The following is a 14,362-nucleotide window of genomic DNA, read 5'->3' on the forward strand; positions in this document are numbered from 1 at the left end:
CTCAGCCGCTCAGCACATCCGACAGCGCCGCCGCCCGGAGACCGTCCGGGCGGCGGCGCTGTCGCACGTTCGGCCGGCCGGGCGGCGGGGCCGCCGATCTCGCGGTCACCGGATACCGGACCGCGAGCCCTCGTTACAGTGAAGAACATGAGTTCCCCTCCCCGGTTCGACCGTGCGCACACCGATGACCTGATGACCTTCCTGGCGGCCAGCCCGTCGCCGTACCACGCCGTGGCCAACGCCGCCGCACGGCTGACGGAGGCCGGCTTCCGGCAGGTCGAGGAGACCGCCGCCTGGGACGGCTCGACAGGCGGGAAGTACGTGCTGCGCGGCGGGGCGATCGTCGCCTGGTACGTGCCGGAGGGCGCGCAGGCGCACACCCCGTTCCGGATCGCGGGGGCGCACACCGATTCCCCGAACCTCCGGGTGAAGCCGCTGCCCGACACCGGGGCGCACGGCTGGCGCCAGATCGCCGTCGAGGTCTACGGCGGCACCCTGCTCAACACCTGGCTCGACCGGGACCTCGGCCTGGCCGGGCGGATCTCGCTGCGCGACGGCACCCACCGCCTGGTCAACATCGACCGGGCGCTGCTGCGGGTGCCGCAGCTCGCCGTCCACCTGGACCGGTCGGCCAACACGGAGGGGCTCAAGCTCGACCGGCAGAAGCACATGCAGCCGATCTGGGGACTCGGCGATGTCGAGGAGGGCGACCTGATCCGCTTCGTCGCCGAGGAGGCGGGGGTCGACGCGGAGGACGTCACGGGCTGGGACCTGATGCCGCACGCCATCGAGCCGCCCTCCTACCTGGGCCGGGACCGGGAGCTGGTGGCCGGGCCCCGGATGGACAACCTCCTCTCGGTGCACGCGGCGACCGCCGCCCTGGCCGCCGTCGCCGCTCTGCCCGACGCCGACATCCCGTACATCCCGGTCCTCGCGGCGTTCGACCACGAGGAGAACGGCTCGCAGTCCGACACCGGGGCCGACGGTCCGCTGCTGGGTTCCGTGCTGGAGCGCTCGGTGTTCGCCCGCGGCGGTACGTACGAGGACCGCGCCCGCGCCTTCGCGGGGACCGTCTGCCTCTCCTCCGACACCGGCCACGCCGTGCACCCCAACTACGCGGAGCGGCACGACCCGACGCACCACCCGGTCGCCAACGGCGGGCCGATCCTCAAGGTCAACGTCAACATGCGGTACGCCACCGACGGCAGCGGCCGCGCGGTGTTCGCCGCGGCCTGCGAGAAGGCGGGCGTGCCGTGGCAGAGCTTCGTGTCCAACAACGCGATGCCCTGCGGCACGACCATCGGACCGATCACCGCCGCCCGGCACGGTATCCAGACCGTGGACATCGGCGTGGCGATCCTCTCGATGCACAGCGCTCGTGAGCTGTGCGGCGCGGACGACCCGTATCTGCTGGCGAACGCGCTGGTCGCGTTCCTGGCGGGCTGACCGAAGGCCACCCGACCGCCCGCGCGCACATGGTTGTTACCGGGCCGGGTACGCGAGTCGTACACCGGCCCGGACTCACCGGGCGGTCGAGGAGGCGGAATTCATGGGACTCGGAGGATGCATTCTTCTGATCGGTGCGGGCGCGATCCTGGCGTTCGCCACCGACTGGAAGATGGACACCGTCAACGTCGACCTGGTCGGCTGGATCATGATGCTCGTCGGTCTCGTCGGGGTCTTCGTCTACATGAGCATCGCGCGGCGCCGCCGGATGGTCGTGCCGCCCAGCACCACCGTCGTCCAGGACGACGAGCGGCGCTACCACTGACGGCCCGCGACGACGGCCGCATCGCCCGGCGGCTCCGCACCCGCGCCGCGTCCGCCCTGCGGAGACCCCGATATTCTGGGACGGATCCCGCGCCCCCACCGTGGGTGCGTACCGCCCGGAAGAGGAGCCGTTCGTGGAGTTCCGGCTGCTCGGCACGGTCTCCGTCGAAACGCTCACCGGGCCGCTGCCGCTGGGCCCCGCCAAGCGCCGCAGCCTGCTCGCCGCACTGCTGCTGTCGGCCAACACCCCGGTCTCCGTAGCCCGTCTGACGGACTCCCTCTGGGACGACGCCCCGCCGCTCCAGGCTCGCGGCGTCATCCAGGGACATGTGTCGCGGCTGCGCGCCCTGCTGGTGGGCGCGGACGCGGAGGCGTACGGGGTCGAACTGGCCACCCTCGGCGACGCGTACGTCCTGCGGGTCCCGGAGACGCTGATCGACGCGCAGCGGTTCGAGGAACTGCTGATGCTGGCGCGGGAACAGCGCGGCCCGGCGGACACCGTGCTGATGCTGAAGGAAGCCCTGTCGCTGTGGCAGGGCCCGGCTCTCAGCGGGGCGTTCACCGGGCCGCCGCTCCGGGCCGCCGCGCACTCCCTGGAGGAGTCGCGGCTGGCTACGGTCGAGCAGCTGGCCCGTACGTACGGAGTGCTCGGCGAGCACCACCGGGCCGCGGCCCTGCTGGCGGCGGAGACCGCGGCGCATCCGCTGCGCGAGTCGCTGGCCGCGGAGCTGATGCTGGCGCTGTACCGGGCGGGGCGCCAGTCGGAGGCCCTGGATTGTTTCCACCGGACGAGGCGGCTCCTCGCCGACGAGCTGGGCATCGATCCGGGGCACGAACTCGCCGACGCGTACGCGCTGATCCTTCGCGGTGACCCGGGAAGCGGCGAGCCGGGGCCGGTGCCGGGGCCCGTGACAGCTCCTGTCCCGGATCCGGCCCCCGCCCAGGCGTCGTCCCCGGGCCCGGACCGTACGGCTGATCCGGCCCGTGCCGCGGCCCAGGATTCTGCCGGGGTGACGGTCAGTGCGGTGGGCCCGACCGCCCCGACCGCCGCGTCGCCTGTCCCGCACCCCCCGCACCCCGGCGAGCCACTCCCCGTCGACCTGCTCCCCCGGGCGCCGCGCGGCTTCCACGGGCGGGCCGCCGAACTGGCCGCGCTCACCCGGGCGGCGGCGGGCGAGGCACCCGTCTGTCTGGTCACGGGTCCGGCCGGGGTCGGCAAGACCGCGCTGGCGCTCCAGTGGGCGCACCGCAGCGGCGCGCTCTTCCCGGACGGCCGGCTCTTCGCCGACCTGCGCGGGTTCAGCGACGCCGGCGAGCCCGCGCTCATCGACGTCCTGCGGGAGTTCCTGCTCGCGCTCGGCGTCGCACCGCGCCGGGTCCCGGAGTCCGCTCCGGCGGCCGCTGCGCTCTTCCGCTCGCTGACCGACCGGCGCAGGGTGCTGGTCGTCCTCGACAACGCCCGCGACTCCGCCACCGTCAGGGCTCTGCTGCCGGGCGGCAGCGACTGCGTCACGCTGGTCACCAGCCGGCACCGGCTGGAGGGGCTCATCGCCTCGGACGCCGCCCGTCCCGTCCCGCTCGACACACTGGAGGCCGACGACGGTACGGCGCTGCTCGCCGGGGTGCTGGGGGAGGAGCGGGTGCTCGCCGAACCGGTGGCGGCCCGCCGGCTCGCCGAACTCTGCGGCGGGCTGCCGCTCGCGCTGCGCGTCACCGCGGCCCGGCTGGCGGGGCGGCCGCGCTGGACGCTGGCCGCCCTCGCCGACGAACTCGCCGACGAGCAGGGCCGGCTGGCGTATCTCGACGTGGACGACACGGGCGTCGCGGCCGCGCTGCGGCTGACCGTCCAGCACCTGCCGCCGGACGCCGTCCACCAGCTCGCGCGGCTGGGGCACCATCCGGGCGGCCATTTCGATCCCTACGCGGCCGCCGCGCTCGCGGGGACGGACCCGGTCGCCGCGGCGGCAGCGCTGGAACGCCTCGCCGCCGCCCATCTCGTCGCCGAGACCGCCCCGGGCCGGTGGATCCTCCACGACCTGGTGCGCCTGTACGCCCGCGGCCTCGACCCGGAGTCCGCGCACGAGGCTCTCACCGGGGTGCTCGACCACTGCATCGCCACCGCGCTGGCCGCCGCCGACACGGCGGAGCCCGGCGGCGAGCCCTGCTTCGTGCTCCCGGACGGCTACCGCAGGCCCGCCGCCGTACGGGACTTCGCCGACCGTGCGGAGGCGATGCGCTGGCTGGCGGCGGAGCGCGAGAACCTGGCACTGGCCGCCGTAGCGGCGCGGGAGGCGGGTCTCGAGGACCGGACCTGGCGGATCATCCTGCTCCAGTGGCCGCAGGTGGTGTGGCGGGTCCGGGACAACTGGACGCCCCTGCTGGAACTGGCCCTGGATTCGGCCCGCGCCGGGAAGGACGCGTACGCCGAGTCGCGGGTGCTCACCCTGCTGGGCTGGGTGCTGACGGAGGAGGGCCGGACCGCCGAAGCAGCCGCCCTGCTGGAGCGCTCCCCGGTGCTGGCCCGGGAGGCCGGCGACCCGCTGGGCGAGGCGACCGCGCTGATCAACCTGGCCGTCGTCCAGGCCGAGCTGGGCGACCTGCCCGCCGCGTCGGAGAACTGCACCCGGGCCGTGGCGCTGTGCCGCGAGGAGGGGGACCGGCACACCGAGATGCTCGGCCTCCAGCACCTCGCCCGGATGCGGCTCACCGCGCACCGCCCGCAGGAGGCGCTGGACTGCGCGCTGACCGCGCTCGATCTGGGCCCCGAGCACGAGGAGGCGGTGCGCCGGTCGCTGCTGCTGGCGATCTGCGGAGAGGCGCGCCTGGCGCTGGGCGAGGAGGAGGACGGCATCCGGCTGCTGGACCGGGCCGCGCGGGAGGCGGAGCAGGCCGGTTACGACGACGGGGCCGTACGGGCGCTGGAGGCGCTGTCGCGAGTCTCGGCGCGGGCGGAGTACCGGCGGCGGTACGACGAGGCACTCCGGCGGCTCACCGCCCAGAGCTGACCCGCTGACCCGCTGACCCGCTGACCTGCGGTTCGTCGCTGCCGCCCGGGACATCAGCGGTACGTCAGCGATACGGCAGCGATACGTGAGCGGCGGCGGTCAGAGTCGTTCCTGTCAGCAGTTCGCGGCGGGCGCCTCGACCGGGCGTCCGCCTCACCGTCTCCCCGGGGGAATCTCCATGCGTACCTTCCGCAACCGCACCACCGTCCTGGCCGCCGCGACCACGGCCGCCCTCGCGCTCGCCCTCACCGCCTGCGGCGACAACGGCTCGGGTACCCGCTCGGAGGGGGCGGCGGCCGGCACGTCCGCGACCGTCGCCGCGTCACCCGCCGCGTCCGGAAAGGGCGCCGGGGCCGAGAAGGCCGCCGACGACACGGCCGGGACCGGCACCACGGGCTCCACCGGCGACTCCACCGGCACCGGCACCGCTCAGCCCGCGGGCGCGGCCAAGAGCTCCGGAAACACCGGCGGCACGTCCGCCAAGGCGACCGTCACCCTCTGCACGGCGCAGGGCTTGACGATCACCGCCGAGCGTCAGGACGGCCCGCCCTACACCCACCTGACGCTGTCCGCGAAGAACACCTCCGGCACGAGCTGCGAGATGAGGGAGTACCCGCACATCCACTTCCTGGACAACGCGCGGGGCGTCGTCCCGCCCGTCGCCAAGAGCAAGCCGCAGGCCCCGGTGGTCCTGGAGCCCGGCCAGTCCGCCTATGCCGCGGTCCGCATGTCCGAGGGCGGCCGCAAGGAGACCACCGAGACGGTGAAGGAGTTCACGGTCACGCTGAAGGCCAACGGCGGCGGCATGGCGGTCGTGAAGTCCCCCGCCGCCGAGGGCCTCGCCGTCAACCCGCAGAAGTGGGCGACCGGTTACTGGACCCCCGAGCTGCGCAACGGCGCCGACGAGTTCTGATCCGTCAGGCGGTCACGAAGCGACCGGCAAGTGCACCAGCAGGCGGTCACCAAGCGACCAGCATGGGCATCAGCAGGCGGTCACGAAGGGCTGTCCATTCCGGCGAGCACCAGTGCCAGCCGGGATTCGCCCTCCGCCGTGACGCGGACCGGCACCCCCCAGTCCTGCTGGTGCACATGGCAGGCCGGGTACTCGTTGGCCGGGTCGTCGTCGCAGGACGCCGCCATCGCGGAGACGTGCAGCACGCCCTCGGTGACGCCGTCCGCGAGGACCAGGTCGCGCCCGAGATCCGTCCCCGCGCCGGAGCCGTCCGCCAGTAGCTCGGGCGGAGTGGCGGAGACCAGGAGCCGGGTGGAGGGCCCGTAGCGGGTGTCCAGCTTCTGCCCGGCCGGCGCCTGGAAGACCACGTCGAGGCGGAGGGTGCCCGGGGCGATCTCGGTGGCGGCCCGCTGGGTGCGGTGCGCCTGGTCGGCGACCCGGACCGCCTCCTCGGGCAGCCGGAGACGGGTCAGCCGGTGGCGGGCCGATTCGACGACGACGAGATCGCCGTCGACCAGCACCGCGTCGCTGGGCTCGCGGACATCGGTGGCCAGCGTGGTGACCTCCCCGGAGTCCGGGTCGTACCGGCGCAGGGCGTGGTTGTAGGTGTCGCTGATCGCGACGGACCCGTCGGGCAGCGCGGTCACGCCGATCGGGTGCTGGAGGAGCGCCTGGTCGGCGGCCCCGTCCCGGTGGCCGAAGTCGAAGAGGCCGGTACCGACGGCGGTGTGCACGTGCTCGTCGCGGTCGACCCAGCGCAGCGCGGAGGTCTCCGAGTCGGCGACCCAGAGCCGCTCCCCGTCGGCGGACACGGCGAGCCCGGACGGCTGGGCGAACCAGGCCTCGGCGGCGGGCCCGTCGACCAGGCCCTCGTTGGTGGTCCCGGCGGCGACCCGGACGGTCGCGCTCTGCGGGTCGTACGTCCACAGCTGGTGCACGCCCGCCATGGCGATCCACAGCCGGTCGCCGAACCAGGCGAGGTCCCACGGCGAGGAGAGGTCCACCTCGCGCGCCGGGCCGCTGGTCGGGGCCCCCTGCCACCACTGGCGGCCGGTCCCGGCGAGGGTGCTGGTCACCCCGGTCGTCAGGTCCAGGGCGCGGAGGGCGTGGTTGACGGTGTCCGCGACGGCGACGCGGCCGTCCGGGAGCACGGCGAGCCCCTGCGGTTCGCTGAACCGGGCTTCGTCCGGGCCGCCGTCGTTCAACCCGCGTTCGCCGGTGCCGAAGTGACGTCGTACGGTCTCGCCATCGGCGTCCAGCTCGACCAGGCGGTGCCGGGTGGTGTCGGAGACCAGGAACCCGCCGTCCGGCAGGAGCAGCGCCTTGCCGGGGAAGCGCAGATGCGTGGCGACGGGCTCGGGCGCGACATAGGGGCCGTCGCCCCGGCGGAGCGTGCCCTTGGCCGCGTGCTCGGCCTCCAGCTCCTCGACGAGCTTCTCGATGGCGTGCGCGTGGCCCTCCCCGGCGTGCTGGGCGACGACATAGCCCTCGGGGTCGATGACGACGAGCGTCGGCCAGGCGCGGACGGCGTACTGCTTCCAGGTGGCCAGCTCGGGGTCGTCGAGGACGGGGTGGTGGACCTCGTAGCGTTCGACGGCGTCGACGACGGCCTGGTGCTCGGCCTCGTGGACGAACTTGGGCGAGTGGACGCCGATGATCACCACGGTGTCGCGGTGCTTCTCCTCCAGCTCGCGCAGCTCGTCCAGGACATGCAGACAGTTCACACAGCAGAACGTCCAGAAGTCGAGGATGACGATGCGTCCTCGCAGGTCAGCGAGGGTGTACTGCTGGTCGCCTGTATTGAGCCAGCCGCCCTTGCCGATGAGTTCGGGGGCGCGGACGCGTGCACGTGTAGCCATGTCACCAGTCAACACCGTCCCGGCCTGCGCGCATTCCGCCGGGCCCCGGGGCAACCTGTGCCCCATGAGACTTCTCGTACGTGAGCGGATGTTCGCCATCGGCGACGACTACTGGATCGAGGACGACGGAGGCCGGAAGGTCTTCCTGGTCGACGGCAAGGCGATGCGGCTGCGCGACACCTTCGAGCTGAAGGACGCCGACGGCCGGGTCTTGGTCGAGCTGCGGCAGAAGCTGATCAGTCTGCGCGACACGATGCTCATCGAGCGGGGCGGCGAAGAGCTGGCCAAGGTCAAGCGCAAGCGGCTGTCGCTGCTCCGCAACCACTACCGGGTGACGCTGGTGGACGGTACGGAGCTCGATGTCAGCGGCAAGATCCTGGACCGCGAGTTCGCCATCGAATACGACGGTGAACTGCTGGCCCAGATCTCGCGCCGGTGGCTGACCCTACGGGACACGTACGGCATCGACGTCGTCCGGGACGACGCCGACACCGCGCTGCTCATCGCCGTGGCGATGTGCGTGGTCGTGCTGGCGGAGAAGGAGAACGAAGGCTGAGCCCCGCCGGGCGCGGCGGCCTTGTTTCACGTGAAACGTGGTCGGAGGCCGCCGGACCATCCTCAGTGCGGGCGTCCTCGGAGCGGGGACGTGAGCCCCAGGCGGCGATCCTTCAGGGCCGGGAACTGCTCACGGGTCGCGCGTACCTTGTCCGCGTCCAGCTCCACGGTCAGGACCTCCTCGTCCGCGCCCGCCTGGGCCAGCACCTCGCCCCAGGGGTCGACGACGATGCTGTGGCCGGCCTGCTGGACGTCGCCATGGGTGCCCGCTGTGCCGACGGCGAGCACGTACGCCTGGTTCTCCACGGCGCGGGCCTGCGCCAGGAGCGTCCAGTGGGAGCGGCGGCGCTCGGGCCAGCCCGCCGCGACGACGAGCGTCTCGGCGCCCGCGTCGACCAGCCCCCGGAACTGCTCGGGGAAGCGGAGGTCGTAACAGGTGGCGAGGCCGAGGGTGGTGTCCGGCAGGGCGACGGTCACCAGCTCCTCGCCCGCGCCCATCATCACCGCCTCGCCCTGGTCGAAGCCGAAGCGGTGGATCTTGCGGTAGGCGGCGACGCGCTCACCCTCGGGCGAGAAGACCAGGCTGGTGTTGTAGAGGGTGCCGTCCTCCGCGCGTTCGACGAAGGAGCCCGCGTGCAGCCAGACTCCGGCCTCGGCCGCCGCCTTCGCCATCGCCTCGTGCGTGGGGCCCTCCAGCGGCTCGGCCTCCGCCGCGAAGGCGGTGTACGCGAACGCCCCGACCGGCCAGAGTTCGGGAAGAATCACCAGGTCAGCACCGCGCTGGGCGACCACCAGGGAGGCGGCTCGTACTCTGCGGGCCTCGACGGATTCGTCCGGGTCCACTGCGATCTGGATGAGGGAGGCGCGCACACTACCACCGTCCTGGCATTGAAGCCGTCAACACGGGCCTACGATCGTCACACGAAAGCACTGCCGGGGTGCCTGCTCGCAGCGTAACTTAGCCACCGAACCTCCCACGCAGCTCGCCGACAGTGCCGTCAGAGCCGGCCCACCCGCCAGCACTCCCTGCTCTCTTCAGCCCATGCACCGCAGAACCGCACGAGGGGTCCCGTGACCGTCCATCCCAGCCTCCAGCCCTACACCGACGCCGCGACCCACTCCATCGAGGCGATAGCCGAGCTGGTGAAGCCTCTCGCCGAGAGCGAGTGGAACCGACGTACGCCCTGCCCGGGGTGGTCGGTGCGCGACATCGTGTCGCACGTCATCGGCATGGAGTGCGAGATGCTCGGCGATCCCCGGCCGATCCACACCCTGCCGCGCGACCTGTACCACGTACAGAGCGACTTCGCCCGGTACATGGAGATGCAGGTCGACGTCCGGCGGCACCACACCTCCCCGGAGATCACCGCCGAGCTGGAGTACGTCCTCATCCGCCGGGCCCGCCAGATCCGCAACGAGTCGCGCAGCCCCGAGACCAAGGTCCGCGCGCCCCTGGGCACCGAGCAGACCCTCGAAATGGCACTGAATCTGCGGGCCTTCGACGTGTGGGTGCACGAGCAGGATCTGCGCACCACGCTCGGGCAGCCGGGCAACCTGGACTCCCCCGGCGCCCTGATCACCCGGGACATGCTGCTCGCCGGGCTGCCGAAGGTGGTCGCCAAGAGCGCGGGCGCGCCGGCCAACTCGGCGGTCGTCTTCGACGTGCACGGCCCGGTGGAGTTCCTGCGAACGGTCCGGGTCGACGCGGAGGGCCGCGGTTCGATAGACGGCGCACCGTCGCTGGGCCCCGCCGTGACGCTGTCGCTGGACTGGGAGACGTACGTCCGCCTCGCCTGCGGCCGGGTCCGTCCCGCGGCCGTCGCCGACCGGATCAAGATCGAGGGCGACCAGGAACTGGCCGCCGCGATCCTGGACAACTTCGCCGTGACCCCGTGACCCCGTTATCCCGTTCCCGCTTCACGGACACGTGCCCGCGCCCCCGGCCGAGGGTTACGCGGGCACGTGCACTGCCTCGACGCGGCTGACCACGTGGTGCTCGCGTTCCCGGCGGGCCGCCCGGCGGCGCAGCCGCAGGATCTGGGTGACGCCGAGCGCCTCCAGGACGAAGACCGAGGCGAACGCGACACGGTAGTTGTCGCCCGTGGCGTCCAGCAGGACCCCTACGGCCAGCAGGGTGGTCATCGAAGCGATGAACCCGCCCATGTTGACGATGCCGGAGGCGGTGCCTTGGCGCTCGGGCGGGTTGGCCGGGCGGGCGAAGTCGAAGCCGACCATCGAGGCCGGCCCGCAGGCGCCCAGCACCAGGCACAGGACGACGAGCAACCACATCGGCGTGTGGTCGGCCGGGTAGAAGATCGCGGACGCCCAGAGCAGGGCTGTCGTCACCACCGTGCCGAGCGCGATCGGGGTCCGCGCCTCGTGGTGGCGGGCGATGATCTGCCCGTAGACGAGACCCACCACCATGTTGGACAGCACCACCAGGGTGAGCAGCGTGCCCGCCGTCCCCCGGCTCAGCTCCTGCGCCTCGACCAGGAACGGCATCCCCCACAGCAGCAGGAACACCATCGCCGGGAACTGCGTGGTGAAGTGCACCCACATCCCGAGCCGGGTACCCGGCTCCCGCCAGGCGGCGGCGATCTGCCGGCGGACGTACGCGGCCCCGGCGTGCTCGGCGGGCGGCGGCTCATGGCCCTCGGGGTGGTCCTTCAGGAAGAGCAGCAGGAGCACGAGCACCACCACGCCCGCCAGCGAACTGCCGACGAACGTCGTGGTCCAGCCGTAGCTGTGCAGCGCCCGCGCGATGAACAGCGTCGAGACGAGGTTGCCCGCCATCCCGAACAGCGCCGCGACCTGGCCGATCAGCGGTCCGCGCCGGGCCGGGAACCAGCGGCTGCCGAGCCGCAGCACACTGATGAACGTCATCGCGTCCCCGCAGCCGAGCAGCGCACGGGCCGCCAGCGCCATCCCGTACGAGGGGGAGAGCGCGAAGCCGAGCTGCCCGACGGTGAACAGCACGACCCCGATGGTCAGGACCTTCTTGGTGCCGAGCCGGTCGACCATCAGCCCCACGGGTATCTGCATGCCCGCGTAGACCAGGAGCTGGAGTATGGAGAACGTGGAGAGCGCCGAGGCGTTGACGTCGAACCGGTCGGCGGCGTCGAGTCCGGCAACGCCCAGGCTCGTACGGAAGATGATGGCGACGAAGTAGACGGCGACGCCGATGCCCCAGACCCAGGCGGCGCGCCGGCCGCCGGGCGGGTCACCGGGCAGAGGGAGCGTGGGGGTGGCCGAACTCACCGTTCCTCACCCCGCACCAGCTCCCGCACCCGGCCGACATGGCGGCGCACGACCAGGGCCGCCGCTTCCGCGTCCCCGGCCCGGATCGCTTCCAGCAGCTCACCGTGCTCGGTGATGTTGGCCTCGATCCTCCCCGGGTGCGCCTCCATCACCGCGACACCCATGCGCAGCTGACGGTCGCGCAGCTGGTCGTAGAGGCGCGAGAGGATCTCGTTGCCCGCGTGCTTCACGATCTCGGCGTGGAAACAGCGGTCCGTGACGGCCACCGCCGCCAGATCGCCGGCCTCCGCCAGCTGCCGCTGCTCCTCAAGGAGCTGTTCCAGGCGCTCGATCAGTCTCGGGGAGGCGGGCACCGCCTTGCGCGCCGCGAACTCCTCGACCAGCAGCCGGGTCTCCACGACATCCTTGATCTCCTGTGCGGAGACGGCGAGGACGAGCGCGCCCTTCTTCGGGTAGAGCTTGATCAGCCCCTCGACCTCCAGCCGGAGCAGCGCCTCGCGCACGGGGGTCCGCGAGACCCCGACCGCGTCCGCCAGATCCCCCTCGGTGAGCAGCGTTCCGCCCTCGTAACGCCGGTCCAGCACGGCTTCCTTGATGTGCGTGTAGACCCGCTCGGCGGCGGGCGGGGGCTTGAGGGAGGAGGACGTGGACCGAACGGGGGCGGAGGAGGGTGCGGCAGGCATGCGCACAGCATAGATACAACATGCGTGCATGGAGGCCGACGTCCGGATTCTGGACCTCCGCATCGCCCGGAGAGCACCGGAAGTCACCGCCGTGACAGTTCAGGCTTCCCTGAATTCATGTATCGCTGTACTGTCGCGCCATGCTGACCGCCACTTCCGATATCGAGGTGCTCGCACGGTTCGGCCGCGCGCTCGCCGATCCGATCCGCTGCCGCCTCCTGCTCGCGCTCCGCGAGGCCCCGGCGTACCCCTCCGACCTCGCCGAAGCCCTGGGCATCTCACGCACCCGGCTCTCCAACCACCTGGCCTGCCTGCGCGACTGCGGCCTGGTCGTCACCTCGCCGGACGGCCGTCGCACGCGCTACGAGCTGGCCGACGAACGCCTCGGCACCGCCCTGGACGATCTGCGCTGCGCGGTGGTGGCCGTCGAGACCGACCGCACCTGCCCGGACGCCGGGACGGAAGGGTGCTGCTGATGACCGCGCTCCCCCTCGGCCTCTCGCCGGCCCGCCGGGACGCGCTCGCCCGCCGGATACGGCTGCTGGTCGCCGCCACCATCGTCTACAACGTCATCGAGGCGGTCGTCGCCCTCACCGCCGGAACGCTCGCCTCCTCCAGCGCGCTGATCGGCTTCGGCCTGGACTCCGTCATCGAGGTCTCCTCCGCCGCCGCGGTGGCCTGGCAGTTCTCCGCCCGCGAGCACGCGGTGCGCGAGGCCCGGGAGCGGACCGCCCTGCGGATCATCGCCGTGTCGTTCCTCGCCCTCGCCGCGTACGTCGCCGTCGACGCGGTCCGCGCACTGACCGGACCCGCCGAGGCCGAATCCTCCCCGCTCGGCATCGTCATCGCCACGCTCTCGCTGGCGATCATGCCGTTCCTGTCGGCCGCCCAGCGGCGCGCGGGGCGCGAGATCGGCTCCGCGTCCGCCGTCGCCGACTCGAAGCAGACCCTGCTGTGCACGTACCTCTCCGCCGTCCTGCTCATCGGCCTGATCCTCAACGCCTCGTTCGGCTGGTCCTGGGCGGACCCGGTGGCCGCGCTCGCCATCGCCGCCATCGCCGTCAAGGAGGGCCGCGAGGCATGGCGCGGCAAGGGCTGCTGCGCACCGACGACCCGGGGTCAAGCCTGCGGAAATTCACCCGTTCGATAACACATCCATTGCCCCTCCTCAGGAGTCTCATCCACCGAGCGGCACCCATATGTGGCCGCATATCAGGGGCATTTGGGAGCGTTCAGTTGAAAATCGGCATCAAGCGCATCAATCGCGTCTCCGTCACGGCCACCGTGACGCTCACCGCCGGTGCGGTGCTCGCGGGCGGCTCCTTCGCCTCCACGGCACACGCCGCCACGCCGCCGGCTCCGAAGATCGTCGCCAAGGGCGGCTTCCTGATGAACGACGGCACCGGCAAGACCCTCTTCACCAAGTCCGCTGACACCCGCCGGGCCACCGGTTCGACCACGAAGATCATGACGGCGCTGGTCGTCCTGTCCCAGAAGAACGTGAACCTGAAGTCCAAGGTCACGATCCAGAAGGCGTACAGCGACTACATCGTCTCGAAGAACGCCTCGTCGGCCCGGCTCATCGTCGGCGACAAGGTCACCGTGGGCCAGCTCCTCTACGGTCTGATGCTTCCCTCCGGCTGCGACGCCGCGTACGCCCTGGCCGACAAGTTCGGCACCGGCACGACCCGTGCCGCCCGGGTGAAGTCGTTCATCGGCAAGATGAACTCCACCGCGAAGAGCCTGAAGCTGAAGAACACCCGCTTCGACTCGTTCGACGGCATCGGGAACGGCAACAACTACTCGACGCCCCGCGATCTGACGAAGATCGCGAGCCAGGCGATGAAGAACTCCACGTTCCGCTCGGTCGTCAAGACCAAGTCGACGAAGCAGAAGGTGACCACCAAGAGCGGCGGCTACCGCTACATGTCGTGGACCAACACCAACAAGCTGCTCGGCAGTTACAGCGGTGCGACCGGCGTCAAGACCGGCTCCGGCCCGACCGCCAAGTACTGCCTGGTCTTCGCGGCGACCCGCAAGGGCAAGACGGTCATCGGCACGGTGCTCACCTCGACCTCCGAGGCGAACCGCACCGCCGACGCGAAGAAGATGATGGACTACGGCTTCAAGAAGTAGGGCCTCCGTCCCTGGGCGGACGAACGGGCCGGTGGGCCCGCGCGGTCGTCGCGCGGGCCCACGCATCACGGATCCAGCGACAGAATCTTTGCCATCTCCGCGTACATCCTTGCGGTCCGCTCGCGAGTCTCGTATCGGGGCCTC

Annotated in this window: 13 protein-coding genes; 9 read left to right on the plus strand and 4 right to left on the minus strand. The window is 72.0% G+C overall.

Features of this window, described 5'->3' with window-relative positions:
* Positions 1-147: 147 nt before the first annotated feature.
* The 4 genes from CCZ36_RS16215 to CCZ36_RS16230 all read left to right on the plus strand — a co-directional run bounded on the left by CCZ36_RS16215 (position 148) and on the right by CCZ36_RS16230 (position 5,688).
* Entirely contained in the window at positions 148-1,446 is a 1,299-nt protein-coding gene (locus CCZ36_RS16215; protein ID WP_069735826.1) for a M18 family aminopeptidase, read from the plus strand.
* A gap of 103 nt (positions 1,447-1,549) precedes the next feature.
* Entirely contained in the window at positions 1,550-1,771 is a 222-nt protein-coding gene (locus CCZ36_RS16220) for a DUF6458 family protein (protein ID WP_006125902.1), read from the plus strand.
* Between the two features lie 133 nt (positions 1,772-1,904).
* A complete protein-coding gene (locus CCZ36_RS16225; protein WP_128819537.1) occupies positions 1,905-4,775 on the plus strand; it encodes an AfsR/SARP family transcriptional regulator in 2,871 nt (956 codons plus the stop codon).
* A gap of 178 nt (positions 4,776-4,953) precedes the next feature.
* A complete protein-coding gene (locus tag CCZ36_RS16230) occupies positions 4,954-5,688 on the plus strand; it encodes a DUF4232 domain-containing protein (protein WP_128817938.1) in 735 nt (244 codons plus the stop codon).
* An 80-nt stretch (positions 5,689-5,768) separates the two neighbouring features.
* On the opposite strand, the gene CCZ36_RS16235 is transcribed toward CCZ36_RS16230, so the two are convergent.
* A complete protein-coding gene (locus tag CCZ36_RS16235; RefSeq protein ID WP_128817939.1) occupies positions 5,769-7,586 on the minus strand; it encodes an NHL domain-containing thioredoxin family protein in 1,818 nt (605 codons plus the stop codon).
* 64 nt (positions 7,587-7,650) lie between these two features.
* Here CCZ36_RS16235 and CCZ36_RS16240 point away from each other — a divergent pair, with 64 nt between their 5' ends.
* Positions 7,651-8,142: an LURP-one-related/scramblase family protein gene (locus tag CCZ36_RS16240; protein ID WP_069743641.1), complete on the plus strand. Its 492-nt coding sequence runs from the start codon at positions 7,651-7,653 to the stop codon at positions 8,140-8,142.
* A gap of 62 nt (positions 8,143-8,204) precedes the next feature.
* Here CCZ36_RS16240 and CCZ36_RS16245 read toward each other — a convergent pair whose 3' ends face one another.
* Positions 8,205-9,011 carry a carbon-nitrogen family hydrolase gene (locus tag CCZ36_RS16245; RefSeq protein WP_128817940.1) on the minus strand — a complete coding sequence of 269 codons (807 nt, stop codon included), beginning with the start codon at positions 9,009-9,011 and terminating at the stop codon, positions 8,205-8,207.
* Positions 9,012-9,212: 201 nt separating this feature from the next.
* Here CCZ36_RS16245 and CCZ36_RS16250 point away from each other — a divergent pair, with 201 nt between their 5' ends.
* Positions 9,213-10,037, plus strand: a complete 825-nt coding sequence (locus tag CCZ36_RS16250) for a maleylpyruvate isomerase family mycothiol-dependent enzyme (RefSeq protein WP_128817941.1) — start codon at positions 9,213-9,215, stop codon at positions 10,035-10,037.
* A 54-nt stretch (positions 10,038-10,091) separates the two neighbouring features.
* Here CCZ36_RS16250 and CCZ36_RS16255 read toward each other — a convergent pair whose 3' ends face one another.
* Positions 10,092-11,399 (minus strand): MFS transporter, encoded by a 1,308-nt coding sequence (locus CCZ36_RS16255; protein WP_069735764.1) that lies wholly within the window; start codon positions 11,397-11,399, stop codon positions 10,092-10,094.
* The gene (locus tag CCZ36_RS16260; RefSeq protein ID WP_069735824.1) at positions 11,396-12,082 is read right to left on the minus strand and encodes a GntR family transcriptional regulator; all 687 of its coding nucleotides are present in this window, start codon (positions 12,080-12,082) and stop codon (positions 11,396-11,398) included. Before CCZ36_RS16260 ends, CCZ36_RS16255 begins: the two co-directional genes overlap by 4 nt.
* A gap of 140 nt (positions 12,083-12,222) precedes the next feature.
* Here CCZ36_RS16260 and CCZ36_RS16265 point away from each other — a divergent pair, with 140 nt between their 5' ends.
* From CCZ36_RS16265 to CCZ36_RS16275, 3 genes are all read left to right on the plus strand, one after another.
* Entirely contained in the window at positions 12,223-12,558 is a 336-nt protein-coding gene (locus tag CCZ36_RS16265) for an ArsR/SmtB family transcription factor (RefSeq protein ID WP_069735763.1), read from the plus strand.
* Positions 12,558-13,232: a cation transporter gene (locus CCZ36_RS16270; RefSeq protein WP_128817942.1), complete on the plus strand. Its 675-nt coding sequence runs from the start codon at positions 12,558-12,560 to the stop codon at positions 13,230-13,232. Before CCZ36_RS16265 ends, CCZ36_RS16270 begins: the two co-directional genes overlap by 1 nt.
* Before the next feature lie 86 nt (positions 13,233-13,318).
* Complete coding sequence (locus tag CCZ36_RS16275) at positions 13,319-14,218, plus strand: D-alanyl-D-alanine carboxypeptidase family protein (RefSeq protein WP_069735762.1); 900 nt, start codon at positions 13,319-13,321, stop codon at positions 14,216-14,218.
* Positions 14,219-14,362 lie beyond the last annotated feature (144 nt).

The sequence above is a fragment of the Streptomyces sp. S063 genome (assembly GCF_002832675.1).
GTDB lineage: Bacteria > Actinomycetota > Actinomycetes > Streptomycetales > Streptomycetaceae > Streptomyces > Streptomyces sindenensis.

Coding starts and splice junctions, on each gene's coding strand:
- CCZ36_RS16235 (WP_128817939.1), bottom strand. CDS start 7,586: ATGGCTACACGTGCACGCGTCCGCGCCCCCGAACTCATCGGCAAGGGC.
- CCZ36_RS16240 (WP_069743641.1), top strand. CDS start 7,651: ATGAGACTTCTCGTACGTGAGCGGATGTTCGCCATCGGCGACGACTAC.
- CCZ36_RS16270 (WP_128817942.1), top strand. CDS start 12,558: ATGACCGCGCTCCCCCTCGGCCTCTCGCCGGCCCGCCGGGACGCGCTC.
- CCZ36_RS16265 (WP_069735763.1), top strand. CDS start 12,223: ATGCTGACCGCCACTTCCGATATCGAGGTGCTCGCACGGTTCGGCCGC.
- CCZ36_RS16260 (WP_069735824.1), bottom strand. CDS start 12,082: ATGCCTGCCGCACCCTCCTCCGCCCCCGTTCGGTCCACGTCCTCCTCC.
- CCZ36_RS16230 (WP_128817938.1), top strand. CDS start 4,954: ATGCGTACCTTCCGCAACCGCACCACCGTCCTGGCCGCCGCGACCACG.
- CCZ36_RS16215 (WP_069735826.1), top strand. CDS start 148: ATGAGTTCCCCTCCCCGGTTCGACCGTGCGCACACCGATGACCTGATG.
- CCZ36_RS16220 (WP_006125902.1), top strand. CDS start 1,550: ATGGGACTCGGAGGATGCATTCTTCTGATCGGTGCGGGCGCGATCCTG.